Origin of the sequence: Pseudomonas sp. GM_Psu_1, from assembly GCF_026544185.1 — a bacterium.
In the GTDB taxonomy this organism is placed as follows: Bacteria; Pseudomonadota; Gammaproteobacteria; order Pseudomonadales; family Pseudomonadaceae; genus Chryseomonas; species Chryseomonas oryzihabitans.
Map to the genome: position 1 here is coordinate 30950 of NZ_JALNUX010000011.1, position 20555 is coordinate 51504.

Genomic DNA, 20555 nt, shown 5'->3' on the forward strand with positions numbered 1-20555 from the left:
AAATTATTCCATTTGGTCCGTAACAAGCCGGAAAATCGCCGATCGGTCGGCTAACGACCCGCTATAACTCTTTCTTCAGATGACGTTCGATTTCTTCCAGGGACTTGCCGCGGGTCTCCGGCAGGCAGAAATAGACGAACAGCAGCGAACCCAGGTTGATGGCGGCGAAGACATAGAAGGTGTAGTTGCCGATGGCTTCCAGGGCCACCGGAAAGCTGAAGGCCACGGTGGCGTTGCACAGCCACTGCACGGCCACCGCCACCCCGGTCAGCAGGCCGCGGACCTGGTTGGGAAACAGCTCGGACATCAGCAGCCAGTAGACCGGCGCGATGCACATCTGCATGAACAGCAGGAACACCAGGATGCAGGCCAGCGCCAGGTAGCTCTGGGTGAGGTCTGGCGGCAGCCACAGCAGCACGCTGCCCAGCGCCAGTTGCGCCACGACCACGATCACCAGGCCGATCAGCAGCAGGGTACGGCGTCCGGCGCGGCCGATGGCCCAGATGCCGAGCAGGGTGGCGATCACCGAGACCACGCCGTTGCCGATGGTGGCGGTCAGGGCCGCGCTGGTGCCCATGCCGGTGCTCTTGAGGATGATCGGCGTGTAGTACATGAAGGCGTTGACCCCGGTGAACTGGGCGACGAAGCCCAGGCCGATGCCCAGCAGAAGCAACTTGACCACCCAGCCCTGGCTCAGCAATTCGCGCAATGGCGGGCGATGCCTGGCCTGTTCCTCGCTCTCGCGCATCTCCTCGACCTCGCGCTGCACCTCCTCGGGGGTGTCGCGTAGGCGTTCCAGCACGGCTTCGGCTTCTTCGATCCGACCCTTGGCCGCCAGCCAGCGCGGCGAGGTGGGCAAGAGAAAGGTACCGGCGAACAGCAGGATGCCCGGCACCATGGCGATGGCCAGCATGTAGCGCCAGATGCCGTTGTCGTGCACCAGCCAGGCGAGCAGGGCGCTGAGCACATAGGCCAGCAGCTGACCGCTGACGATCATCAGTTCGTTGCGACTCACCAGGCGACCGCGGCGCTTGGGGCCGGCGATCTCGGCGATGAACACCGGCACCGTGGCCGACCCGCCGCCCACCGCCAGGCCGAGCACGAAGCGTGCGACCACCATCAGTTCCACCGAGGGCGCCACCGCGGTGCCCAGGGCGCCGACGACGAAGAGGATCGACAGCAGGCGCAGGGTGGTGCGGCGGCCATAGCGATCGGCGAGATAACCCGCCGCCAGCGAACCGAAGGCCGCGCCGACGATCAGGGCGGCGGTAACCAGCCCCTCGGTATAGGCATTGAGGCCCAGGCCGCCCTGGTCGGGTGGCAGGGTCATGAAGGGCAGGGCGCCGGCGATGATGCCGGTGTCGTAGCCGAAGGCCAGGGCGCCCATGGTGGCGACCAGCACGGTAATGAAGATCAGCCGGCGGGCCGAAGCCTTCTGGTCGGGGTCGACGGCGGGGGAAGCGGAAGCGGACATGGCAGAGCGGGATCCTGGCAAGACACGAAGGGGGCCGGCAGCGGGCGCCCCCAGGCCAGCGAAGCGAACGAATGCAACGTTTCGAGTCAGCGAAGGGGCGCCACGAGTGCAGGCGTGGGGGATTAGGGCGGGGATGCCGGCTGGAGTTCCCCAGGGCGCGTGGCAGTCCCGTTCCGACCAACGGGCCGCGCCGCAGGCGCGGCGCGAGGGGTTTTCGCGAAGGGCCCGCCTTGAGCCCCGCAAGCCCACCGGCGCTGGGCGTGCAGCCCGGCGCGGGTGCGGCGGGCAGTCGTTTTGCGGCGCCGCTTCGACTGGAACTCGGGCGGCCGGCGCTGGCTCAGCTACCTCGAAGCCCACCTGAGAAACGACCATGGATGCACCCTGCGCCGTCACCTACCAGCCCTTTCCGGAAATCGAGCAGCCCAACCGCAGCGGTCGGCTGCGGGTGAGCGCGTTGCACGAACTCTACTGGGAGGAATGCGGCAATCCCCAGGGCGTGCCGGTGGTCTACCTGCACGGCGGACCGGGCGAGGGGGCCGAGCCCAGCAAGAGGCGCTTCTGGGATCCGGATCACTACCGCATCGTGCTGTTCGATCAGCGCGGCGCCCTGAGATCCACCCCCCTGGCCGAAACCCGCGACAACACCACCCAGCACCTCATCGATGACCTCGAACGGTTGCGTGAGCACCTGGGTATCGAGCGCTGGCTGCTCACCGCCGGCTCCTGGGGCACCACCCTGGCGCTGGCCTATGGCGAGGCCCACCCCGAGCGCTGCCTGGGTTTCCTGCTGCGCGGCATCTTTCTCGGCACCTCCGACGAGGTGCACTGGTACCTGCACGGCATGCGGCGCTTCTTCCCCCGTGCCTACGAGGATTTCGTCAGCTGGATTCCGGAAGACCGGCGCGATGCGGCTCTGGACGCCTACCTCGAACGTCTGCTCGGCGAAGATCCGCAGGCGCGCCTGGACGCCGCCCGGGCCTGGGTGCGGTACTCGGCCAGCTGCTCCCTGCTGCGCCACGATCCGGAAGGCGTGGAAGCCCAGGCCGCCGACGAGCAGACCACGCTGGGCATGGCCGTGCTCGACGCCTGGTACTTCAAGCATCAGCTGTTTCTCGAAGAGACCAGTTGATCCAGGGCCTGGCGCGCATCCGCCAACTGCCCTGCTACCTGGTCCAGGGCGGCCACGACATGATCGCCACGCCGAATTCCGCCTACCAGCTGCACAAGGCCTGGCCCGGCTCGGTGCTCAAGATCGTCAACGACGCCGGGCACGCGCCCACGGAGCCCGGCACTACCAGTGCCCTGATCGAAGCCACGGAGCGTTTCAAGCGGGACGGGCGCTTTGCCTGATGGCGTCAGCTGCCCAGCCGCTCCACCAGGAAATCCACGAACACCCGTACCCGCGCCGGCATGGTCGAGCCGCCGACGAAGACCGCGTGGATGGGTTCCAGATCGCCCGGATTCCAGGCCTCCAGCAAAGGCACCAGGGCGCCGCTGCGCAGGTCGTCGGCCACGCTGAATTCCCCGATGCGGGCGATACCGGCGCCTTCGCGGGCCAGCAGCGCCAAGGCCTCGCCGCTGTTGCACTCGATGTTGCCGCTGATCTTCAGGGCGAAGGCCTGGCCGTCACGGACGAAGGGCCAGTCGGGCAGGGCGCGGCGAAAGTTGAATCTCAGGCAATTGTGCTCTAGCAGGTCTTCCGGCACCTGGGGTGTGCCGTGGCGGGCGAGATAGGCCGGCGAGGCCACCACCACCTGCCCGGTGACGCCGATGGGTCGGGCGCTCAGGGGGCTGTCGGCCAGCTGGCCGAAGCGGATCGCCACGTCGGCCTGACCAGCGAGGATGTCCACCACCTCGTCGCCCAGCGCAAGGTCCACGACGATGTCCGGATAGCGGGCGCTGAAGGCCGCCACCAGCGGCACCAGGGTCATGCGGCCATGACCAAGGGCGGCGCTGACGCGCAGGCGCCCGCGCGGTACGCCCTGGTCGGCGATGGCGTCTTCCACCTCGGCCAGGTCCGCCAGGATGCGTCGCGCCGCGCGTAGATAGGCCTCACCCTCGGCCGTGAGGGTGATGGCCCGGGTGGTGCGCAACAGCAGTCGCGTGCCGAGGCGCTGCTCGGTACGGGCGATGGAGCGACTCACCGCCGAAGGCGTCAGGCGCAGGGCTCTGGCGGCGGCGGATAGGCTGCCGGCCTCCACCACCTGGGCGAACACCGCCATCTCTCCCGAGCGACCATTCAGATCCACTTGTGACTCCAGGGCAAAGGTGCATGCCAAAACCGCCGTATACCGGCACTTGAGCGGGGAGCTTAGCATTCGCGGCATAGATAAGGAGTCTTTCCCATGCGTATCAATCCACCCCTGCTGGCCCTGGCCACCGGTGCCTTCGGCATCGGCGTCACCGAATTCGCGCCCATGGGCATGCTGCCAGGCATCGCCGCCGATCTTGGCGTGTCCATTCCGGCGGCGGGCCTGCTGATCAGCGCCTATGCCCTGGGCGTACTGATCGGCGCGCCCCTGATGACCCTGACCACCGGCCGCATTCCGCGCCGTCATCTGCTGATCGGCCTGATGGCCATCTTCACCCTCGGTAACCTGATGTCGGCGCTGGCGACCGACTACACCAGCCTGCTGATCGCCCGGGTGGTGACCTCGCTCAACCATGGCGCCTTCTTTGGCGTCGGCGCCCTGGTGGCGGCCAGCGTGGTCGCCCCGGACAAGCGCGCCGGGGCGGTCGCCGCCATGTTCATGGGTCTGACCCTGGCGACCATCGGCGGGGTGCCCCTGGCCACCTGGTTCGGCGAGTTGCTCGGCTGGCGCCAGGCCTTCTGGGGCATCGCCGGACTCGGCCTGCTGACCATGGCCGCGCTCTGGTTCGCCCTGCCCAACGTGGCCCTGCCGCCGAGCGACGGGGTACTGGCCGAGATCCGCGTGCTGGGTCGTCCGCCGGTGCTGGCCGCCCTGGGGCTGACCGTAATTGGCTCCGGTGCCATGTTCACCGTCTTCACCTATATCGCGCCGATCCTCGCCCGCGAGACCCATGGCTCCACCGCCTTCATTACCGCCATGCTGGTGCTGTTCGGCGTCGGCCTGACCCTGGGCAATCTCTGGGGCGGCAAGGCGGCGGACAAATCCATCGACCGCACCCTGATCGCCTCCCTGGGCGTGCTCATCGTGGTGCTGCTGGCCTTCAGCGTACTGATGCGCTGGCCGCTGGCGGCTGCCGTGGCCATCCTCGTCTGGGGCATCGCCAGCTTCGCCCTGGTGCCGCCGCTGCAGATGCGCGTGATGGAAGCCGCCAAGGACGCCCCCAACCTGGCCTCGGCGGTCAACATCGGCGCCTTCAACCTGGGCAATGCCCTCGGCGCGGCCCTGGGCGGCGCGGTGATCGACGCCGGTCTCGGCTATCCGGCGATCTCCCTGGCCGGCGCCGGCATGGCCGCCCTGGGCCTGCTGATGACCCTGGCGCTGGCCTGGTGTGGTCGGGCAGCCGGGGCCGCGGTAGCCGGGTAGCCGGGTAGCCACGTCACCTGCGGCGATCCGCTTTCCGCGGGCGTCGCAATCAGACTGGCACCACCCCCGTTGCTCTGGTCACAATCGGGTCTGACCTTTCCCAGGGAGTCTTGGCGATGGACCGGACCTGCACCACCTTCTACCTCGAAATGACGGCCTCGACCGAGTTGCGCGAGAAGCCGCCACGGCCCGACCTGCAGATCGTCGAGTGCGAGGTGCCGCAACCCGAATTCAATCGCTTTCTCTATGCCCTGGTCGGCCAGGCCTGGGACTGGAGCGATCTGAACGGCTGGAGCGACGCCCAGTGGCGCGCGCTGGTGGAGCAGGACGGGCACCGCACCTGGGTCGCCTATCACCGTGGCGCCATCGCCGGGTACTACGAGCTGTACCGCCCGGACGGCCGCAATGTCGAGATCCGCTACTTCGGCCTGGCCGGCGCCTTCATGGGCCTCGGCTTCGGCGGTCCGCTGCTCAGTCACGCCCTCCGTTCCGCCTGGGACTGGCCCGGCACCGAGCGCGTCTGGGTGCACACCTGCACCCTGGATCACCCGGCGGCCCTGGCCAACTACCAGGCGCGTGGAATGCGGATCTATCGCGAGGAAGACGCGCCCCTCTGAGGCGCTGCGCCAGCCGTTCGGTGCGTCACCCTCGACGCACTGAACGCCCGATCGTTGTTTCCAGTCCGACTATTCAGAAACGACCTTCTGTGGATAGACGGCATGCAAGCACTGAAAAGCCAGTTGGCGGCGCTGGACCCGCCCATCAAGCACGAGATCCAGTCCCAGGGTGACAACCTGCTGATCACCCTCATCGATCCCGCCCGGCCGGCGCGGGTGTCGCGCGTGCTCAACCAGACCCTGGTGCGCAACACCGCGCTGCTCTACGAGGTGATCCGCGACGCCATCAACGAATTGCGCGCCATCGGCAGCCTGCCGGCCATCACGGCGGACGAGATCTATCCGGACGATTAGCGACGGCAGGCAGCCCGGGTCAGCGCTCGCTGACGCCGTTATCCCGGTGCCTTGCCCATGCCAGAAGGAAAGCCTTCGATGAACGATGAACAGCGGGTCCAGGCCCTGACCCAGCGGCAGAAGTTGCTGGCGGACTTTGGCGACTTCGCGCTGCGCTGCGAGGATCTGGACGAGATCCTCATGCGCGCCTGCCACCTGGTGGGCGATGCCCTCGGCACCGAACTGTCCAAGGTGCTGGAGATCGAGCGCGGCGAGCACCAGGCGCTGGTCCGCGCCGGCGTTGGCTGGAATCCGGGCGTGGTGGGCCAGGCCAAGGTGTCTCTCGGCGAGCGCTCCTCCGAAGCCTATTCGATCAAGGTCAGCCGCCCGGTGATCACCCCGGACATCTCCAAGGAAGACCGCTTCGACCTGCCCGATTTCCTGCGTGACCACGGCGTCCAGGCGCTGGTGAACGTGCCGATCTTCCTGCCCGGCGGCCGACCCTATGGCCTGTTGCAGGTCGACGCCCGCGAGCCGCGGGACTTCGGCGAGGAAGACGTGGAATTCCTGCGCACCTACGCCACCATCCTCGGCCCGGTGATCGACCGCCTGCTCAAGAGCAGCGACCTCAACGACGCCCTGCAGGCCAACACCCGGTTGATGCAAGAGATGCAGCACCGCATCAAGAACCACATCGCCATCATCGCCGGGCTGGTCTGGCTGAGATCCCGCGCGGCCCAGTCCGACGAGGCCCGCCAGGAGCTGCAGGGCATCGGTGCGCGCATCGACGCCCTGCGCCTGGTCCACGAGCAGCTCTATGCGGCCAACACCGCCCAGCAACTGCGGCTGCGGCCCTTCGTCATGCAGCTGCTGGAGAATCTCTGCCACCTGCACCAGGAGCACTCCGGCCAGGTGCGGCTGCAGATCAACATCGCCGACGTCGACCTGGACCCGGACACCGCCGTGCCCCTGGGCATGATCCTCACCGAATTCGCCTCCAACAGCCTCAAGTATGCCTTCGAGGGCGAGGGCGGCCTGCTGGCGGTGGACATCGACCTCGCCGAGGACGACACCTGGCGCGTGCGCATCCAGGACGACGGCAAGGGCCTGCCATTGCAGACCTCCGCCCGCAAGCCCGGCTCGGGCACCGGCATGAAGCTGATCGAGGGCCTCGCCGGCCAGATCGGCGCCCACGCCCAATGGTCCCGCGCCGGCGAGCGCGGAACCGAGTTGCGGCTGAGCTTCAGGGTGAAGGGGTAGAGGCTTCAGCTGCTGCCGTCTTTGCTGCCGTAGTGCGAGCAGGTGCGCCTAGCCAGCATCAGGCCTTGGCGCTCACTCCGCCAGTACTTTCGCCGGCCTTTTTCAGGGCTTCGGTATAGGCGGCATAGGCCGTCGTCAGGGCTTCGCTGGCGGCGGCGACATTGGCCTGGGCGGCTTCGCGCGCAGCCTGGCTGGCCTCTTGCTCGGCCTTGGTCTCGCCCTTGCTCCGGGCTTCCACCGCGCGCAACTGCTTCTGCGCCAGCTCCAGTTGCCGCTTGGCCATGTCGATGGCCTTCTGCAGGGTATCCAGGGTCTTGTTGCCGGTGCTGCCCTTCTCGCTGGCAGGGGCAGCGTCGGCTTCGGCCTGGTCCTTGATCTGGTTCAGCGGATTGGGCTTGCCGATCCCCTTGGGCTTCTTGGATTGCTCGACCTTGGCCGCCTCTTCCTCGGCGGTGGGCTTGGCCGTCGCGCCACCCAGCCTGAGCGTGGGCGCGCGCAAGATGCCGTGGCCGATGCCATTTACCGACAGCGTGCTGGACATCGCGGACTCCTTGAAAGGTACATCTCAAGGATAACGGCCGCGAAGGGCAAAGATTGAGCGAGAGTGGCGGCGGGGCCCTCGGCGGCTGCCGGAGGGGCCCCGCTGATGCCTGGCTACTGGCTGATGACGGCGTGGTTGGAAAAGCCGCTCTGGGTCAGGTTGATGGCATTGCCCGCGGTGTTCTGGGTAAGGTCGGCGGTGTGCTGGCTGCCGCTCTGGGCGACGGTGATGCTGGAGGCATTGCCGGTCACGTAGGCCGTCACCCCAAGATTGTCGCCCTGCTGATCGACCTTCAGCTGGCCGTCGTTGCCCAGGTAATAGGCAGTGATGCCATTGGCGTCGCCATTGGACGCCAGATCCAGCTGATTACCCTCGCCGGAGACGGTGGCAGAGGCGCCATTGCTGTTTCCGGTCTGCGCCAGGGTCAGTGTGCTACCCACGCCATAGACATTCACGTCCGCGCGATTGAGATCGCCGCGCTGGGCGATGTCGACGGTACTGGGCCGCGCGTAGCTGCTGGAGTGCCGAACGCGGGCATCGTTGCTGTTGCCCTCCTGCACCACCTTGGAATCCACCCGCTCGCCGCCTTGCTTGAGGCCGACATAGTTGTCATTGCCGCGCTGCTCGACGATCGTGGTCGAGTCCTCGCCGTTCTGGCTCACCCAGGCCTCGTTGCGCAGGCCGAAGCTGGTCACCTGCAGGTCCTGGCGGTCACCGTGCTGAGCCAGGTCCAGCTTGCCGTCGAGGCCATCCTGGCGGACCGTCAGGGTGTTCTGGCCCGCGGCGTAGCTGCTCTGCTCGATGTCGATGCGGTGATAGCCGCCATCCTGGTGGACAGAGATGTCCTGCCGCAGGCCGCTCTGGCGCACCACCGTCGCGTTGCCGCTGCCCGGCCCCTGATCGACCTGCACCCGGTCATAGCCGCCATCGCGCTGCTCGATATCCACCAGGCGCTGCGATCCCCAAACCTGATTGACCTCGACCGCGCTCCTGGCATTGGTCTGCACCACCCGCACGTGGTCGTCGGCATCGTTCTGCTGGGTGACCTGGGCATTGAGAAAGCTGCCGCTCTGCTGGATATCCGCCTGGTTGCGCGCCGACAAATCGCTGCCCTGGTTCAGGTTCACTACATTGAAGCCGCCGTTCTGCTGGACGTTGGCCGTATTGGACGCGGCCCAGGCGGCACCGGTGTTGGCTAGCAGTAACGCGACCATGAGGGAGCGGGAGGTTTGCATGGGGACGGTCCTTGTGAGGGGCGGGAGAGCCCGGAGCGTGAGCGTTCGATTGGGGGATAGGGGATAGGTGAGGCGCTGAGAAATAATCTGACTGATAAGGCTGAAGGCGCAATCGGTCGAAGGAGCGATGCTGATCCTTGCGTGAACAACCTTGCGTTGAGTGCGTAAGCCTGGAGGCTTCGAAAGAGAAACGTATGTCTTATGGAGCGCCAAGGAAAATCCCTCGCGACCACTCAAGCGGTCGCGAGGGGCTCCGACTTAATCCACCGCCTTGACCGTCTCCTCGATGACCTTCTTGGCGTCGCCAAAGACCATCAGGGTATTGTCCAGGTAGAAGAGTTCGTTGCCGAGACCCACATAGCCGCTGGCCACGGATCTCTTATTGACGATGTTCGTCTTGGCCTTGAAGGCTATCGAAGATAGGCATGCCGGCGATGGGCGACTTGGGGTCGTTGTTGGCAGCCGGGTTGACCACATCCTTGGCGCGGAGCACCAGCACCCCGTCGGCCTGGCCAAACTCGGAGGTGATGTCGTCCATCTCGAACACCTGGCCGTAGGGCATCTCGGCTTCGGCCAGCAACACGTTTATATGGCCGGGCATGCGGCCGACCACCGGGTGTTCGAAACGATGGCAAGCTTTTGGCAAAGTGACAGGTGATCGAGCCGGCGGCTCGCTTGGAATCTAGTTCGGCGCGGGCATCCGAGGCAGGGCAGCGAACCAATCCAACGCCCTATCCCACAGCGGCTGGGCGCTGGCGCGGAAATAACCCATGTGGCCGATGGCGCCGCCGTGCTGGCGGGGGTCGAGGTCTTCGCGCTGGAGGTCGACGTTGCGATAGGCCTGCATGAAGGCATCGCGCGATTGCGGGGTGGCCCAGAGATCGTCCAGGGCGTTGACCGCGACGATGGGGGTGCGCACCGCGGCGTAGCCGGCTTCGATGCCCTGCATGGCCGGGTCGTCGAAGAAGTAGTGGGGATAGCTGCACCAGTGGCGCCACTGGCGATAGACGTCGCGCGGCAGGTCTTCGCCCAGGCCGAGGGCGCTCCAGGGGCAGTAGCCCTTCCACCAGGTCAGCACCGGCAGGACCAGTTTCCACATGGTCAGCACCTTGAGGCGCTCCAGTGGCGGCATGTAGCCGTACCAGCCGGCGCTGGTGCCGAAGACATAGAAGCCGGCCACCTTGGCGTGGTTGGGCAGGAGGCCGAAGGCATGGCCGCCATAGGAGTGGCCGACCAGGTAGAGGGGGATGTCGCCCTCGGCCATGCTGTCCACCGCGGCGGCGAGGTCCTGGCGCGCCCAGTCCAGCAGGTCCATGCGAAAGCCCTTGAGCGAGGCCGGCGCCGAACGGCCGATGCCACGGTAATCGAAGGTCAGGGTCTCGAAACCGCGGGCCGCGGCGTGCTGGGCGAAACGTCGATAGAAGCCCTGGGGCACGGCGGTGGCGCCGGCGACGATCAGCCGTCCCTGCAACGGCCCCTGGGCGAGATAGCGACTGGTACTGAGGCGATAACCGTCCGCGGTGATCAGGTCCTCGACGAGGGCGTCGCTGGGCATGGGGTGGTCCCTATGACAGTTGTTATAATGCCTGGACGGTAGATTATGACGACTGTCATAGCAAGGAGAATGGATGACCGAGCAGTCGACGGTACGGGAACGGGTGGTGGTGGCGGCTTCGGCCATGCTGGCACAGCACGGCCTCAATGCCACCAGTATCCGCGAGACCATCAAGCGCGCCGAGGCGCCGCTGGGGTCCACCTATCATCACTTCCCCGGTGGCAAGCACCAACTGGTGGTGGAGGCGGTGGAGCTGGCCGGCGCCCAGGTCAGTCGCGATCTGGAGCGCCAGCTGCAGGCCGGAGCGCTGGCGGGGATCCAGGGCTTTTTGCGACTCTGGCGCGACATCCTGCTGGACTCGGACTTTCGCGTCGGCTGCCCGGTGATGGCGGTGGCGGTGGAAGAACCGGTGGACGAGATCGCCCAGCGCGAGCTGGACGCGGCGGCGGGCATCTATCGCCGCTGGGAGGCTCGGCTGCAGGTGGCGCTGGTCGAGCATGGCCATGCGGAAGAGGCGGCGGCGGGATTGGCCACGCTGCTGGTGGCGGCGGTGCAGGGGGTGATCCCGCTGTGCCGCGCCCAGCGCAGCATCGAACCCTTCGACCGGGTCGCCGAACGTCTGGTGGCGCTAGTCTAGCGGGAACGCCGCCGGGGCCGGCGGACTCCACCAAGGGTGCCTCTACGAGCGGAGTACCCCATGAATCCCGAACCCGCGGATGATAAGCAGACCCCCCACGACTACGACGAATACGGCGATGTGCCGGATTCGGCGAATACCACCACCACCGAAGAGCGCGAGGACCTGGACGACAGCCCGTTGAGTCCGAAGCGCTAGCGGTGCCTGCCGCGTGGACAAGGCTGCGCCGTTGTCCACCCTACGGGAGCTCGCTCTCGCCAACCTACGTCGGATGGGTAGGGTGGAAAACCGAGTAGCGTTTTCCACGTATGGATGATCCAACCGCTGACTCCGATACCGCTCCCTCTCCCCAGGGGAGAGGGCTGGGGTGAGGGCGCCTTCCTGCTCCTCCGCCTCATTCCCTCACGTCAACGCCCGATCCAGATGCAGATAGCCGCCATCGACGCTCAGCCACTGCCCGGTGGTATGGCTGGAGCGTGGCGAGAGCAGGAAGGCCACGGTGTCGGCGATCTCCTCCGGGGTGGTCATGCGGCGGCCGAGGGGGATGCGCGCGGTGATGGCGGCGAGCTTGGCAGCCGGGTCGGGAAAGCCCTGCAGCCAGCGTTCGTAGAGCGGGGTCATGACCTCGGCGGGGATCACCGCGTTGACGCGGATGCCGTCGTCCAGCAGCGAGGCGGCCCACTCGCGGGTCAGGGCCAGCACGCCGCCCTTGGCCGCGGTGTAGCCGCTGGTGTCGCCCTGGCCGGAAAGGGCGGTCTTGGAGGCGATGTTGACGATGGCGCCGGTGCTGGCGCGCAATGCCGGCAGGCAGAGGTGCGCCAGGTGATAGTAATGCACCAGGTTGCGTTCCAGGGAGGCGACGAAGGCGGCGCGACCGGCGCTGAGACTGACGCCATCGTTGACCCCGGCGTTGTTGACCAGTCCATCGATGCGCCCATAGGCGTCCTGTACGGCGACCACGGTCCGCTCGCAGGCGGCTTCGTCGCACAGCTCCACGGTGAAGGCCCGAGCCCTGGGCTGACGTTCGGCCAGTTGCGCGGCGAAGTCGGCTGCCAGCGGCTCGCGGGCGAGGATCACCGGGACGGCGCCCTCGGCCGCCAGGGCCAGGGAGATGGCGGCGCCGATGCCGGAGCCGCCGCCGCTGACCAGGAACACCTTGTCGGTCAGGTGCAGATTCATGCCACGGCCTCCCGCGGCTGGGTGCCCAGGCCATAGAGCCGGGCCGCGTTGCCGCCAAAGACCGCGGCGCGTTCACCCGTCGTGAGCTCCAGCAGCGCCTGCTCGGCCAGGTCGACCACCTCGGCGTAGCTGGCGGCCAGGGTGCAGACCGGCCAGTCCGAGCCGAACAGCAGGCGCTCCGGCCCGAAGGCCTCCAGGGCGATACGGGCATAGGGCAGCAATTGCTCCGCCTGCCAGCCCTGCCAGTCGGCCTCGGTGACCAGCCCAGACAGCTTGCAATGCACATGGGGCAGCCGCGCCAGGGGCGCCAGCAGCCGAGCGTAGTCGGCGGGCGCGACCCGGCCCGGTGGCTTGCCCAGGTGGTCCAGCACCAGCACGCCGTGGTCATGGCGGGCGGCGAAGGCGGTGGCGGCGGGCAGGGTCTCGGCGTGGATCAGCAGTTCATAGAGATAGCCATGCCGCTGCAGGGTGGCGACGCCCCGGTTGGCGGCGGCATCGGCCAGCCAGGCGCCTGGATCGGCCTCGTCCTGCACCGGATGGCGAAAGCCGCGCAGGTGACGACTGCCCTGGCGCCGTTCCAGGCGCGCCACCAGGTCGGCGGCGCGCAGATCGGTCCAGCCGACCACCGCCTGCACCCAGGGCGTCTGGGCGGCGAGGTCGAGCAGAAAGTCCGTCTCCTCTTCCTGGGTGCGCGCCTGCACGGCGATGCAGCCGTCGAAACCGGCCCGCTGCAGGTGCGGTTGCAGATCGGCCGGCAGATGGTCGCGCTGCAGCCCGGCCATGCGCCCGTCGATCCAGGCGAATTCGGCCGGCCGATAGCGCCAGAAGTGCTGGTGGGCATCCAGGCGCGGGCTCATGACGGCTGCCCTCCGGCATGGCGATAACGCGCCCGGGAGGCGGCCTTGATGGCGATGGAGAACCCCGGCGCCTGGGGCGCGAGATAGGCGGCGCCGCGCACCCGGCAGGGGTCCTCGAAGTGTTCGTGGAGGTGATCGACGTATTCCACCACCCGGCCCTCGTGGGTGCCGGCGACGCAGAGGTAGTCGATCATCGCCAGGTGCTGCACGTATTCGCAGAGGCCAACGCCGCCGGCATGGGGGCAGACCGGCAGGTCGTACTTGGCGGCCATCAGCTGCACCGCCAGCACCTCGTTGAGGCCGCCCAGGCGGCAAGCGTCGAGCTGCACCACGTCCAGGCCGCCGCGCATGATGAATTGCTTGAAGAGGATGCGGTTCTGGCACATCTCGCCGGTGGCCACCTTGACCGGCGCCACCGCCTCGCGGATGGCGCGATGGCCCTCCACGTCGTCGGGGCTGGTGGGTTCCTCGATGAACCAGGGCTGGGCGAAGGCCAGCTCGCGCACCCAGTCGATGGCCTCGCCGACTTCCCACACTTGGTTGGCGTCGATCATCAGGTGGCGCTCGGGGCCGATCACCTCGCGGGCGATGCGCACCCGGCGGATGTCGTCGGCGAGATCGCGACCGACCTTGAGCTTGATGTGGGAGAAGCCGGCGTCGATGGCCTCCTGGCAGAGGCGGCGCAGCTTGTCGTCGGGATAGCCGAGCCAGCCGGCCGAGGTGGTGTAGCAGGGATAGCCCTCGGCTTCCAGGCGCTGCAGGCGCTCGGCCTTGCCCTCGGCGCGCTGGCGCAGCAGGGCCAGGGCTTCCTCGGGGGTGATGCAGTCGGTGAGGTAGCGGAAGTCGATGCAGCGCACCAGCTCTTCGGGACTCATCTCCGCCACCAGGCGCCAGACCGGCTTGCCCACGGCGCGCGCCCAGAGGTCCCAGGCGGCGTTGACCACCGCGCCGGTGGCCAGGTGGATGGCGCCCTTGTCCGGGCCGATCCAGCGCAGCTGGCTGTCGCCGGTGATGTGGCGCCAGAAACGCCCCGGGTCTTCCTGGATCCACTCCAGGGTCAGGCCTTGCACCCGTGGTTCCAGGGCGCGCAGGGCGGCGCAGCAGATCTCGTTGCCGCGGCCGATGGTGAAGGTGAGGCCGTGACCCTCCAGCCCCGGCTGGTCGGTCTGCAGGATGACGTAGGCGGCGGAGTAGTCCGGATCCGGATTCATGGCATCGGAGCCATCCAGCGCCTGGCTGGTGGGAAAGCGGATGTCTTCGATCTGCAGGCCGGTAATTGTTGTTGGCATGGCGCTGTCCTCGAGGGGTTTTCGCGGGCTGAGCGAACCCGGCCCCATGCCCGCTCGATGAAAAGCGGGCACGGAGGTTTGCCAGGTTTGGGTGGGGGTGGCTTGCCCTAGTCGGCGGCGACGGTGCGCTGGTGCTGCTCGCCCAGGCCCTGGATGCCCAGGCGCATTTCCTGGCCGGGCTTGAGGTACACCGATTGCGGCTTGACGCCCATGCCCACGCCCGGCGGCGTGCCGGTGGAGATGACGTCACCCGGTTGCAGACTCATGCAGCGGCTGAGGTAGGCGATGATCTGGGCCACCGTGAAGATCATGGTGCGGGTGTTGCCGTTCTGGTAGCGGTGGCCGTCGACCTCCAGCCAGAGGTCGAGATTCTGCGGATCGGCCACCTCGTCGGCGGTCACCAGCCAGGGGCCGAGCGGGCCGAAGGTGTCGAAGCCCTTGCCCTTGTCCCAGGTGCCGCCGCGTTCGAGTTGCCACTCGCGCTCGGAGACGTCGTTGACCACGCAATAGCCGGCCACGTGATCCAGGGCGTTGGCTTCGTCGATGTAGCGCCCGGCCTTGCCGATCACCACGCCCAGCTCCACTTCCCAGTCGGTCTTGGTCGAGTCGCGGGGGATCTGCACGGCGTCGTTGGGCCCGCAGATGGCGCTGGTCCACTTGTTGAACACCACCGGCTCCTTGGGTACGTCCAGGCCGGATTCGGCGGCGTGGTCGGCGTAGTTGAGGCCGATGCAGATGAACTTGCCGACCCGGCCCACGCAGGGGCCCAGGCGCGGGGTGCCGTCCACCAGCGGCAGGCTGTTTGGGTCCAGCTGACGCAGCCGGGCCAGGGATTCGGCGCCGAGCGCCTCGCCGGCGAGATCGGCCACCTGGCCGGAGAGATCGCGAAGCCGGCCCTGGGCATCCAGCAGACCGGGTTTTTCCTGGCCCTGGGGGCCGTAGCGCAAGAGTTTCATCGGAGCTCCTATGAGGGGAAAAGGGTGCGGACGAAAAACGGCGTCAGACGCTCCAGCCACCATCGATCACCTGGGCGGTCCCGGTGACGAAGGCGGCGGCGTCGGAGGCAAGATACAGGGCGAGGGCGGCGATCTCCTCCGGCCGACCCACGCGACCCATCGGCTGGCGGGCGGCGAAGGCGGCCTGCACCTCGGCTTCACTGCGGCCTTCGCGGGCGGCCTGGTCGGCGATGCGCTGGTGCAGCGAGGGGGAATCCACGGTGCCGGGGCAGATGGCGTTGCAGCGGATGCCCTGGCCGACATAGTCGGCGGCCACCGACTTGGTCAGGCCGATCACCGCCGCCTTGCTGGCGCCATAGGCGCAGCGATTGGCCACGCCCTTGAGGCTGGAGGCGATCGAGGCCATGTTGATGATGCAGCCGCCGCCCTGGGCCAGCATGCCGGGCAGCACGGCGCGGATCATGCGGTACATGGCGGTGGCGTTGAGTTCGAAGGAGAAGCGCCAGGCGTCTTCGTCGCAGTCGAGGATGCTGCCGGCGTGGACGTAGCCGGCGCAGTTGAACAGGACGTCCAGGCTGCCCAGGTCGGCGACCAGGGCGGTAACCGCCGCCGCATCGGTGACGTCGAGCACCCGGGTACGCAGCCCTTCGAGGCTGTCCAGGGCGGCGGCATTGATGTCGGTGGCGATGACCTCGGCACCGGCGCGATGGAAGGCGAGGGCGGTGGCCCGGCCGATCCCCTGGCCGGCGGCGGTGACGAGGACGCGTTTGCCTGCATGACTCATGCGGGAGACCTCTTGGCTGATTATTGTTGTGAGTCGCCTGACCGCCAGCGATCAATGGTCAGGCCATTGGTCCTATTGTTTAGACCCTGCTAGGCTCTCAGGCAAGGATTTTTTCGCGGCAGACTGCGCGACCTGCATGAGACGAGACCGCCATGCCCCTTCAGGTGATTGAAAAACCACGGCTTTACCGGCAGATCGCCGACCAGCTGCGCGCCCTCATCGACGGCGGCGAATATCCGCCGGGCAGTTGCCTGCCCGCCGAGCGCGAATTGGCCAAGCAGCTGGGGGTGAGTCGTGCCTCGGTGCGCGAGGCGCTGATCGCCCTGGAGGTGATCGGCCTGGTGGACGTGCGCGTCGGCGACGGCGTGCGGGTCTGCGCGCCCAGCGCCCCGCCGCCGCCGGACACCCCGGTGCTGGAACTGGCCGGGCGCGGCCAGTGGGCGGAGATGGATCCGGAGCTGAGCCTGGCGCTGGATCTGGACGCCGAGATTCCGCCCTTCGCCCTGCTGCAGGCGCGCCGCCTGGTGGAGCCGGAGGCCGCCGCTCTGGCCGCAAGCCATGCCAGCGCCAGCGAACTGGCCGGCATCCGCGCGGCCTATGGGCGCAACGTCGAGGACAATCGCCTGGGGTCGACCACCCATCCCGGCGACCGGCTGTTCCATATCCGCATCGCCCAGGCCAGCGGCAATCCGGCCTATGCGCTGCTGCTGCGCCATCTGCTCGGCCACCGCTACGGCAGCATGTTCCAGCTGCTGCAGCGCCGCTACACCCCCGAAGACATGCCCGACCGCTCCCAGCAGGAGCACCTGGCCATCCTCGAAGCCCTGGAAGCCCACGACCCCGACGCCGCCCGCCAGGCCATGGCCGCGCACCTCGATGCCGTGACCCGCATCTTCGCGCGGCCGGCGGTGGAGTGAGGAGGCGGAGGTGCCTCGGCTTTTCCCCCTCTCCCTCAGGGAGAGGGCTGGGGTGAGGGCGGGTAGCCTGGCCGTTGGGCTTCGCTGCGCTCAGTGCCAACCTACGGGTGAGCGATGATTCGTGGACAAGGCTGCGCCGTTGTCCACGCTACGGCACGGCGCTACCCCTCCGCGCGGAACCGCCCCCTCTCCCTGGGGGAGAGGGCTGGGGTGAGGGTGGCTAGTGCCCGTTGGGCTTCGCTGCGCTCAGCGCCAGCCTACGGGTGAGCGATGATTCGTGGACAAGACTGCGCCGTTGTCCACGCTACGGCACGGCGCTACCCCTCCGCGCGGAACCGCCCCCTCTCCCTTGGGGAGAGGGCTGGGGTGAGGGTGGCTAGTGCCCATTGGGCTTCGCTGCGCTCAGCGCCAACCTACGGGTGAGCGGCAGGTTCGTGGACAAGGCTGCGCCGTTGTCCACGCTACGCAGGGCGCTGACCCCGCGCAGACCCGCCCCATCTCCCTTTGGGAGAGGGCTGGGGTGAGGGCAAGCTCGCGTCGATGCCGTAGGGCGACACCGTAGGGTGGAAAACCACGCAGCGTTTTCCACCCAAACCCCGCGCAACGCCCGTCTGTACGGCCATTTAGCGACCCGGCTGTGGCTGGCCCCACCGGCGCCCGGCCGCGGACAATCGGCGCTTTGCCCAAGGAGTCCGCCGCCATGCCCCTCGTCTTTCATCAGGTCGATGTGTTCGCCCAGCGCCCCCTGGAGGGCAATGCCCTGGCGGTGGTCTGCGGCGCCGATGCGCTGTCCACCGAGCAGATGGCTGCGCTGGCGCGCTGGACCAATCTGTCGGAAACCACCTTCCTGCTGCAGCCCACCGATCCGGCGGCGGACTACCGGGTGCGCATCTTCACCCCGCAGCGCGAGCTACCCTTCGCCGGCCATCCGACCCTGGGCAGCTGCCATGTCTGGTTGCGCGAAGGCGGGCGGCCCAAGGGCGGCGAAGTGATCCAGGAATGCGGCGCCGGCCTGGTGCCGATCCGCGCCGCCGGAGAGGAGCTGGCCTTTGCCGCGCCGCCGCTGGTGCGAGGCGGTGCGGTGGAGCCCGAGATACTGGCGCGCATCGCCCGGGGCATTGGGCTGGCGCCCGCGCGCATCCAGGCCAGCCAGTGGGCGGACAACGGCCCCGGCTGGGTGGCGGTGCTGCTGGAGAGTCGTGAGGAATTGCTGGAGCTCCGCCCGGACTATGCCGCCCTGGAAGGCCTCAACGTCGGCCTGATCGCCCCCTGGACGGGCAGCGCGGCCGAGGCGCAATTCGAGGTACGCGCCCTGATGGGCGAGGAATACGCCGAAGACCCCGTCACCGGCAGCCTCAACGCCAGCCTGGCGCAGTGGCTGATCCCGGCGGGCCTGGCGCCGGAGCGCTATCTGGCCAGCCAGGGCACGGTTCTCGGCCGGCGCGGCCGGGTGCGGGTAGCCCGCATCGCCGACCAGATCTGGGTGGGTGGCGCGGTGCAGGACTGCATCCGCGGCACCCTCAGCCTCTAGGCGCGGATCACAGCCCGACCGAGCGACCCTTGAAGCCGGCCGCATCGAAGTAGCGGGTGTCGCCGACGTTCTGGGTCTTGAGTTCGGTGACCAGCCCGCCCGCCGCCGGTGCCGAGCGCTGCACCCGGTGGCTGGCCTTGACCGGCTTGCCGCCTTCCAGACTCTCGCCGATCACCCGGCCGACCAGTTGCCCCTTGGCCGGGATCTCCAGGTGCAGCAGGTGCGCCAGGGTCTGGCCGACGTCGGCGTTGCTGACCGGACTCAGGTCGACGAAGCCCTTGCGGAAGTCCGGGCCGATGGCCGCCATGAAGTTGTGGGTGTCGCCGCGGCTGAAGCTGCCGTGCATGCCCTGGCCCTGCTGCAGCCCGGTGTCGGCCACCTCGACGGCGCAGACGTCGGGTTTGCCGCAACCGCTGTCATAGGAGCGGAAGTTGACCACGATGGCCGGGTAGGGGGTGAGCGCCGAGCCCTTGAGGTTGATCGCCGACAGCGGCAGGGTGCCAGGGATCTTGCCCAAGTCGTCGTCGACGAACAGGCCGCTGACGTAATCCTGCTTGAGCAGCGCCGCGACCACCTTGGGCGCCAGCGTCTTGGCATCGCCCTGCGGCAGATAGACCAGGTCCGAGCCGCCGTTGGCCGCCACCACCACCTCCGGCTTGGCCGCGTCCGGGCCGATCAGGCCATTGGCCTTGCTCGGGTGCTGACCCTGGTCCATCGCCACCGCGGCGCCCTTGGCGTCCGGATCGAGCAGCGGCAATTTCAGCGCGGCGGCGAGATCCAGGGCGAGGAAGCCGGGCGGCAGCTGCCCCTTGGGCACGTCGGGGTAGCTGGCCTTGGCCGCCGGACTGGTCTTGCTCTCCTTGGAGATGGTGGAGAAGCCGTGGTCGGCGCTGACGAAGATGTCGGTGTTGCCGTCCAGGCCCAGCTCCTTGAGCCGGGCGCGCAGGGCGCCGAGGTTGGCGTCGACGTTGCGGATGGCGGCCAGGCTGGTGGGGCCGTTGATGCCCGGGGTGACCTTGCCCAGGCTGTCGCCCTGGTTGTGCTGGGTGCCGTCGGGGTCGCGCGACCAGAACACCAGCACGAAGGGCTTGCCGCTCGCCTTGAAGCGCGGCAGCAGCACCTGGTTGGTGACGTCGAGGAAGTAGCGCTGCTGCTCGACGTTGGCGCTCAGGGTGCCGGGCGTGGTGGCGTTGCCGGCCTTGCCGTTGGCGCCCCGGCTCGGGGCTTCCAGCGGCAGACCGGCCTGTTTCAGGGCGTCCTGCATGGCCGCGCTCAGGGGAATGCCGGTGGGGTGACCGGTGGAGTCGTCGACGATCACCGTCTTTTCGCCGTCGCGGGCGGTCACGTCCTGGATGGCCACCGGGCCGAGCTTGCCGACGGCGGCGGTGGACAGGCCCGCCTGGCGCGCGGCGGCCAGCAGGGTTTCCTCGTCCAGGTAGTTGCCGGCGAAATGCTCGTCGACATCGCCCAGCACCTCGTCGTTTTCCAGGAAGGGCGTGACACTGTTGTTGGCGCCCGGCACCGGGAAGCCGGTGTAGATGGTGTTACTGAAATCCCCGGTGTCGCCCAGGTAGTGCCCGGTGGCAAGGGCCGAGGCATTGGGCGTGGTGAAGGTCGGGAACAGCGAATGGCTGTTCTGGAAATTCACGCCCTCGCGGCGCAACTGGGCCAGATTCGGCGCGGTCTGGGTGTCGACTATGTTGGCGCGCAGGCCATCGGGGATGAAAAGGATGACGTTGCGCGCCGGCTCCGCAGCCATGACGGCCGAACTGGCGAGAAGGGCGAGGCTGCAGGCACGGGCGAGACGGGTCGGAAGGAAGGCCATGGAAAACTCTCTGCAGGGAGGAAAGATGGCAGAGATGTAACAAGAGATTG

At 68.1% G+C, this 20555-nt stretch carries 21 protein-coding genes and 1 pseudogene; 10 read left to right on the plus strand and 12 right to left on the minus strand.

The window, feature by feature from the left end; translation table 11 throughout:
• Window positions 1–61 precede the first annotated feature (61 nt).
• Window positions 62–1474: a sugar porter family MFS transporter gene (locus OXS31_RS17730; RefSeq protein ID WP_267401033.1), complete on the minus strand. Its 1413-nt coding sequence runs from the start codon at window positions 1472–1474 to the stop codon at window positions 62–64.
• Window positions 1475–1844: 370 nt separating this feature from the next.
• On the opposite strand from OXS31_RS17730, the gene pip reads away from it, so the two are divergent.
• Together pip and OXS31_RS17740 are read left to right on the plus strand one after the other, a co-directional pair.
• Window positions 1845–2603: a prolyl aminopeptidase gene (gene pip / locus OXS31_RS17735; RefSeq protein ID WP_267401034.1), complete on the plus strand. Its 759-nt coding sequence runs from the start codon at window positions 1845–1847 to the stop codon at window positions 2601–2603.
• The gene (locus OXS31_RS17740) at window positions 2600–2824 is read left to right on the plus strand and encodes a hypothetical protein (protein ID WP_267401036.1); all 225 of its coding nucleotides are present in this window, start codon (window positions 2600–2602) and stop codon (window positions 2822–2824) included. The genes pip and OXS31_RS17740 overlap by 4 nt, the downstream gene beginning before the upstream one ends.
• Before the next feature lie 5 nt (window positions 2825–2829).
• Here the strand turns inward: OXS31_RS17740 and OXS31_RS17745 are convergent, their stop codons facing one another.
• The gene (locus tag OXS31_RS17745) at window positions 2830–3723 is read right to left on the minus strand and encodes a LysR family transcriptional regulator (RefSeq protein ID WP_267401037.1); all 894 of its coding nucleotides are present in this window, start codon (window positions 3721–3723) and stop codon (window positions 2830–2832) included.
• 96 nt (window positions 3724–3819) lie between these two features.
• Between OXS31_RS17745 and OXS31_RS17750 the strand changes: the two genes are divergently transcribed.
• From OXS31_RS17750 to OXS31_RS17765, 4 genes are all read left to right on the plus strand, one after another.
• Window positions 3820–4989, plus strand: a complete 1170-nt coding sequence (locus tag OXS31_RS17750) for an MFS transporter (RefSeq protein ID WP_267401039.1) — start codon at window positions 3820–3822, stop codon at window positions 4987–4989.
• Window positions 4990–5105: 116 nt separating this feature from the next.
• The gene (locus OXS31_RS17755) at window positions 5106–5606 is read left to right on the plus strand and encodes a GNAT family N-acetyltransferase (protein ID WP_169854777.1); all 501 of its coding nucleotides are present in this window, start codon (window positions 5106–5108) and stop codon (window positions 5604–5606) included.
• Between the two features lie 102 nt (window positions 5607–5708).
• The gene (locus OXS31_RS17760; protein ID WP_042136971.1) at window positions 5709–5960 is read left to right on the plus strand and encodes a hypothetical protein; all 252 of its coding nucleotides are present in this window, start codon (window positions 5709–5711) and stop codon (window positions 5958–5960) included.
• Between the two features lie 78 nt (window positions 5961–6038).
• Window positions 6039–7199 (plus strand): histidine kinase dimerization/phosphoacceptor domain -containing protein, encoded by a 1161-nt coding sequence (locus OXS31_RS17765; protein ID WP_267401041.1) that lies wholly within the window; start codon window positions 6039–6041, stop codon window positions 7197–7199.
• A 58-nt stretch (window positions 7200–7257) separates the two neighbouring features.
• Here the strand turns inward: OXS31_RS17765 and OXS31_RS17770 are convergent, their stop codons facing one another.
• The 4 genes and pseudogenes from OXS31_RS17770 to OXS31_RS17785 all read right to left on the minus strand — a co-directional run bounded on the left by OXS31_RS17770 (window position 7258) and on the right by OXS31_RS17785 (window position 10530).
• Window positions 7258–7740 (minus strand): hypothetical protein, encoded by a 483-nt coding sequence (locus tag OXS31_RS17770; RefSeq protein WP_267401043.1) that lies wholly within the window; start codon window positions 7738–7740, stop codon window positions 7258–7260.
• Window positions 7741–7853: 113 nt separating this feature from the next.
• Window positions 7854–8975 carry a hypothetical protein gene (locus tag OXS31_RS17775; protein ID WP_267401045.1) on the minus strand — a complete coding sequence of 374 codons (1122 nt, stop codon included), beginning with the start codon at window positions 8973–8975 and terminating at the stop codon, window positions 7854–7856.
• Window positions 8976–9233: 258 nt separating this feature from the next.
• Window positions 9234–9594, minus strand: a pseudogene (locus tag OXS31_RS17780) (NAD(P)(+) transhydrogenase (Re/Si-specific) subunit beta); the annotation flags it as partial.
• Window positions 9595–9657: 63 nt separating this feature from the next.
• On the minus strand, window positions 9658–10530 hold the full coding sequence (locus tag OXS31_RS17785; RefSeq protein ID WP_267401047.1) for an alpha/beta fold hydrolase: 873 nt from the start codon (window positions 10528–10530) through the stop codon (window positions 9658–9660).
• 73 nt (window positions 10531–10603) lie between these two features.
• On the opposite strand from OXS31_RS17785, the gene OXS31_RS17790 reads away from it, so the two are divergent.
• Both OXS31_RS17790 and OXS31_RS17795 read left to right on the plus strand, forming a co-directional pair.
• A complete protein-coding gene (locus tag OXS31_RS17790) occupies window positions 10604–11167 on the plus strand; it encodes a TetR/AcrR family transcriptional regulator (RefSeq protein ID WP_027600106.1) in 564 nt (187 codons plus the stop codon).
• Between the two features lie 60 nt (window positions 11168–11227).
• Complete coding sequence (locus OXS31_RS17795) at window positions 11228–11365, plus strand: hypothetical protein (RefSeq protein WP_169742428.1); 138 nt, start codon at window positions 11228–11230, stop codon at window positions 11363–11365.
• Between the two features lie 204 nt (window positions 11366–11569).
• Here OXS31_RS17795 and OXS31_RS17800 read toward each other — a convergent pair whose 3' ends face one another.
• The 5 genes from OXS31_RS17800 to OXS31_RS17820 all read right to left on the minus strand — a co-directional run bounded on the left by OXS31_RS17800 (window position 11570) and on the right by OXS31_RS17820 (window position 16232).
• The gene (locus OXS31_RS17800; protein ID WP_267401050.1) at window positions 11570–12346 is read right to left on the minus strand and encodes an SDR family oxidoreductase; all 777 of its coding nucleotides are present in this window, start codon (window positions 12344–12346) and stop codon (window positions 11570–11572) included.
• Complete coding sequence (locus OXS31_RS17805; protein ID WP_267401052.1) at window positions 12343–13203, minus strand: amidohydrolase family protein; 861 nt, start codon at window positions 13201–13203, stop codon at window positions 12343–12345. Before OXS31_RS17805 ends, OXS31_RS17800 begins: the two co-directional genes overlap by 4 nt.
• Window positions 13200–14492: an L-fuconate dehydratase gene (locus OXS31_RS17810; RefSeq protein ID WP_074585514.1), complete on the minus strand. Its 1293-nt coding sequence runs from the start codon at window positions 14490–14492 to the stop codon at window positions 13200–13202. Before OXS31_RS17810 ends, OXS31_RS17805 begins: the two co-directional genes overlap by 4 nt.
• Window positions 14493–14599: 107 nt before the next feature.
• Window positions 14600–15448: an ureidoglycolate lyase gene (locus tag OXS31_RS17815; RefSeq protein ID WP_108582447.1), complete on the minus strand. Its 849-nt coding sequence runs from the start codon at window positions 15446–15448 to the stop codon at window positions 14600–14602.
• A gap of 43 nt (window positions 15449–15491) precedes the next feature.
• A complete protein-coding gene (locus OXS31_RS17820; RefSeq protein WP_007160714.1) occupies window positions 15492–16232 on the minus strand; it encodes an SDR family oxidoreductase in 741 nt (246 codons plus the stop codon).
• Between the two features lie 152 nt (window positions 16233–16384).
• Here OXS31_RS17820 and OXS31_RS17825 point away from each other — a divergent pair, with 152 nt between their 5' ends.
• Entirely contained in the window at window positions 16385–17149 is a 765-nt protein-coding gene (locus OXS31_RS17825) for a FadR/GntR family transcriptional regulator (RefSeq protein WP_027600112.1), read from the plus strand.
• Window positions 17150–17849: 700 nt separating this feature from the next.
• A complete protein-coding gene (locus OXS31_RS17830) occupies window positions 17850–18680 on the plus strand; it encodes a PhzF family phenazine biosynthesis protein (RefSeq protein ID WP_267401062.1) in 831 nt (276 codons plus the stop codon).
• Window positions 18681–18687: 7 nt separating this feature from the next.
• Here OXS31_RS17830 and OXS31_RS17835 read toward each other — a convergent pair whose 3' ends face one another.
• Window positions 18688–20505 carry a nucleotide pyrophosphatase/phosphodiesterase family protein gene (locus tag OXS31_RS17835; protein WP_267401065.1) on the minus strand — a complete coding sequence of 606 codons (1818 nt, stop codon included), beginning with the start codon at window positions 20503–20505 and terminating at the stop codon, window positions 18688–18690.
• Between the last annotated feature and the right edge of the window lie 50 nt (window positions 20506–20555).

Excerpts from the sequence above, each read along its gene's own strand:
- OXS31_RS17730 (WP_267401033.1), bottom strand. The coding sequence starts at position 1,474 with ATGTCCGCTTCCGCTTCCCCCGCCGTCGACCCCGACCAGAAGGCTTCG.
- OXS31_RS17770 (WP_267401043.1), bottom strand. The coding sequence starts at position 7,740 with ATGTCCAGCACGCTGTCGGTAAATGGCATCGGCCACGGCATCTTGCGC.
- OXS31_RS17765 (WP_267401041.1), top strand. The coding sequence starts at position 6,039 with ATGAACGATGAACAGCGGGTCCAGGCCCTGACCCAGCGGCAGAAGTTG.
- OXS31_RS17775 (WP_267401045.1), bottom strand. The coding sequence starts at position 8,975 with ATGCAAACCTCCCGCTCCCTCATGGTCGCGTTACTGCTAGCCAACACC.
- OXS31_RS17790 (WP_027600106.1), top strand. The coding sequence starts at position 10,604 with ATGACCGAGCAGTCGACGGTACGGGAACGGGTGGTGGTGGCGGCTTCG.
- OXS31_RS17835 (WP_267401065.1), bottom strand. The coding sequence starts at position 20,505 with ATGGCCTTCCTTCCGACCCGTCTCGCCCGTGCCTGCAGCCTCGCCCTT.
- OXS31_RS17815 (WP_108582447.1), bottom strand. The coding sequence starts at position 15,448 with ATGAAACTCTTGCGCTACGGCCCCCAGGGCCAGGAAAAACCCGGTCTG.
- OXS31_RS17800 (WP_267401050.1), bottom strand. The coding sequence starts at position 12,346 with ATGAATCTGCACCTGACCGACAAGGTGTTCCTGGTCAGCGGCGGCGGC.
- OXS31_RS17750 (WP_267401039.1), top strand. The coding sequence starts at position 3,820 with ATGCGTATCAATCCACCCCTGCTGGCCCTGGCCACCGGTGCCTTCGGC.
- OXS31_RS17810 (WP_074585514.1), bottom strand. The coding sequence starts at position 14,492 with ATGCCAACAACAATTACCGGCCTGCAGATCGAAGACATCCGCTTTCCC.
- OXS31_RS17805 (WP_267401052.1), bottom strand. The coding sequence starts at position 13,203 with ATGAGCCCGCGCCTGGATGCCCACCAGCACTTCTGGCGCTATCGGCCG.
- OXS31_RS17795 (WP_169742428.1), top strand. The coding sequence starts at position 11,228 with ATGAATCCCGAACCCGCGGATGATAAGCAGACCCCCCACGACTACGAC.
- OXS31_RS17830 (WP_267401062.1), top strand. The coding sequence starts at position 17,850 with ATGCCCCTCGTCTTTCATCAGGTCGATGTGTTCGCCCAGCGCCCCCTG.
- OXS31_RS17820 (WP_007160714.1), bottom strand. The coding sequence starts at position 16,232 with ATGAGTCATGCAGGCAAACGCGTCCTCGTCACCGCCGCCGGCCAGGGG.
- OXS31_RS17760 (WP_042136971.1), top strand. The coding sequence starts at position 5,709 with ATGCAAGCACTGAAAAGCCAGTTGGCGGCGCTGGACCCGCCCATCAAG.
- OXS31_RS17755 (WP_169854777.1), top strand. The coding sequence starts at position 5,106 with ATGGACCGGACCTGCACCACCTTCTACCTCGAAATGACGGCCTCGACC.
- OXS31_RS17825 (WP_027600112.1), top strand. The coding sequence starts at position 16,385 with ATGCCCCTTCAGGTGATTGAAAAACCACGGCTTTACCGGCAGATCGCC.
- pip (WP_267401034.1), top strand. The coding sequence starts at position 1,845 with ATGGATGCACCCTGCGCCGTCACCTACCAGCCCTTTCCGGAAATCGAG.
- OXS31_RS17785 (WP_267401047.1), bottom strand. The coding sequence starts at position 10,530 with ATGCCCAGCGACGCCCTCGTCGAGGACCTGATCACCGCGGACGGTTAT.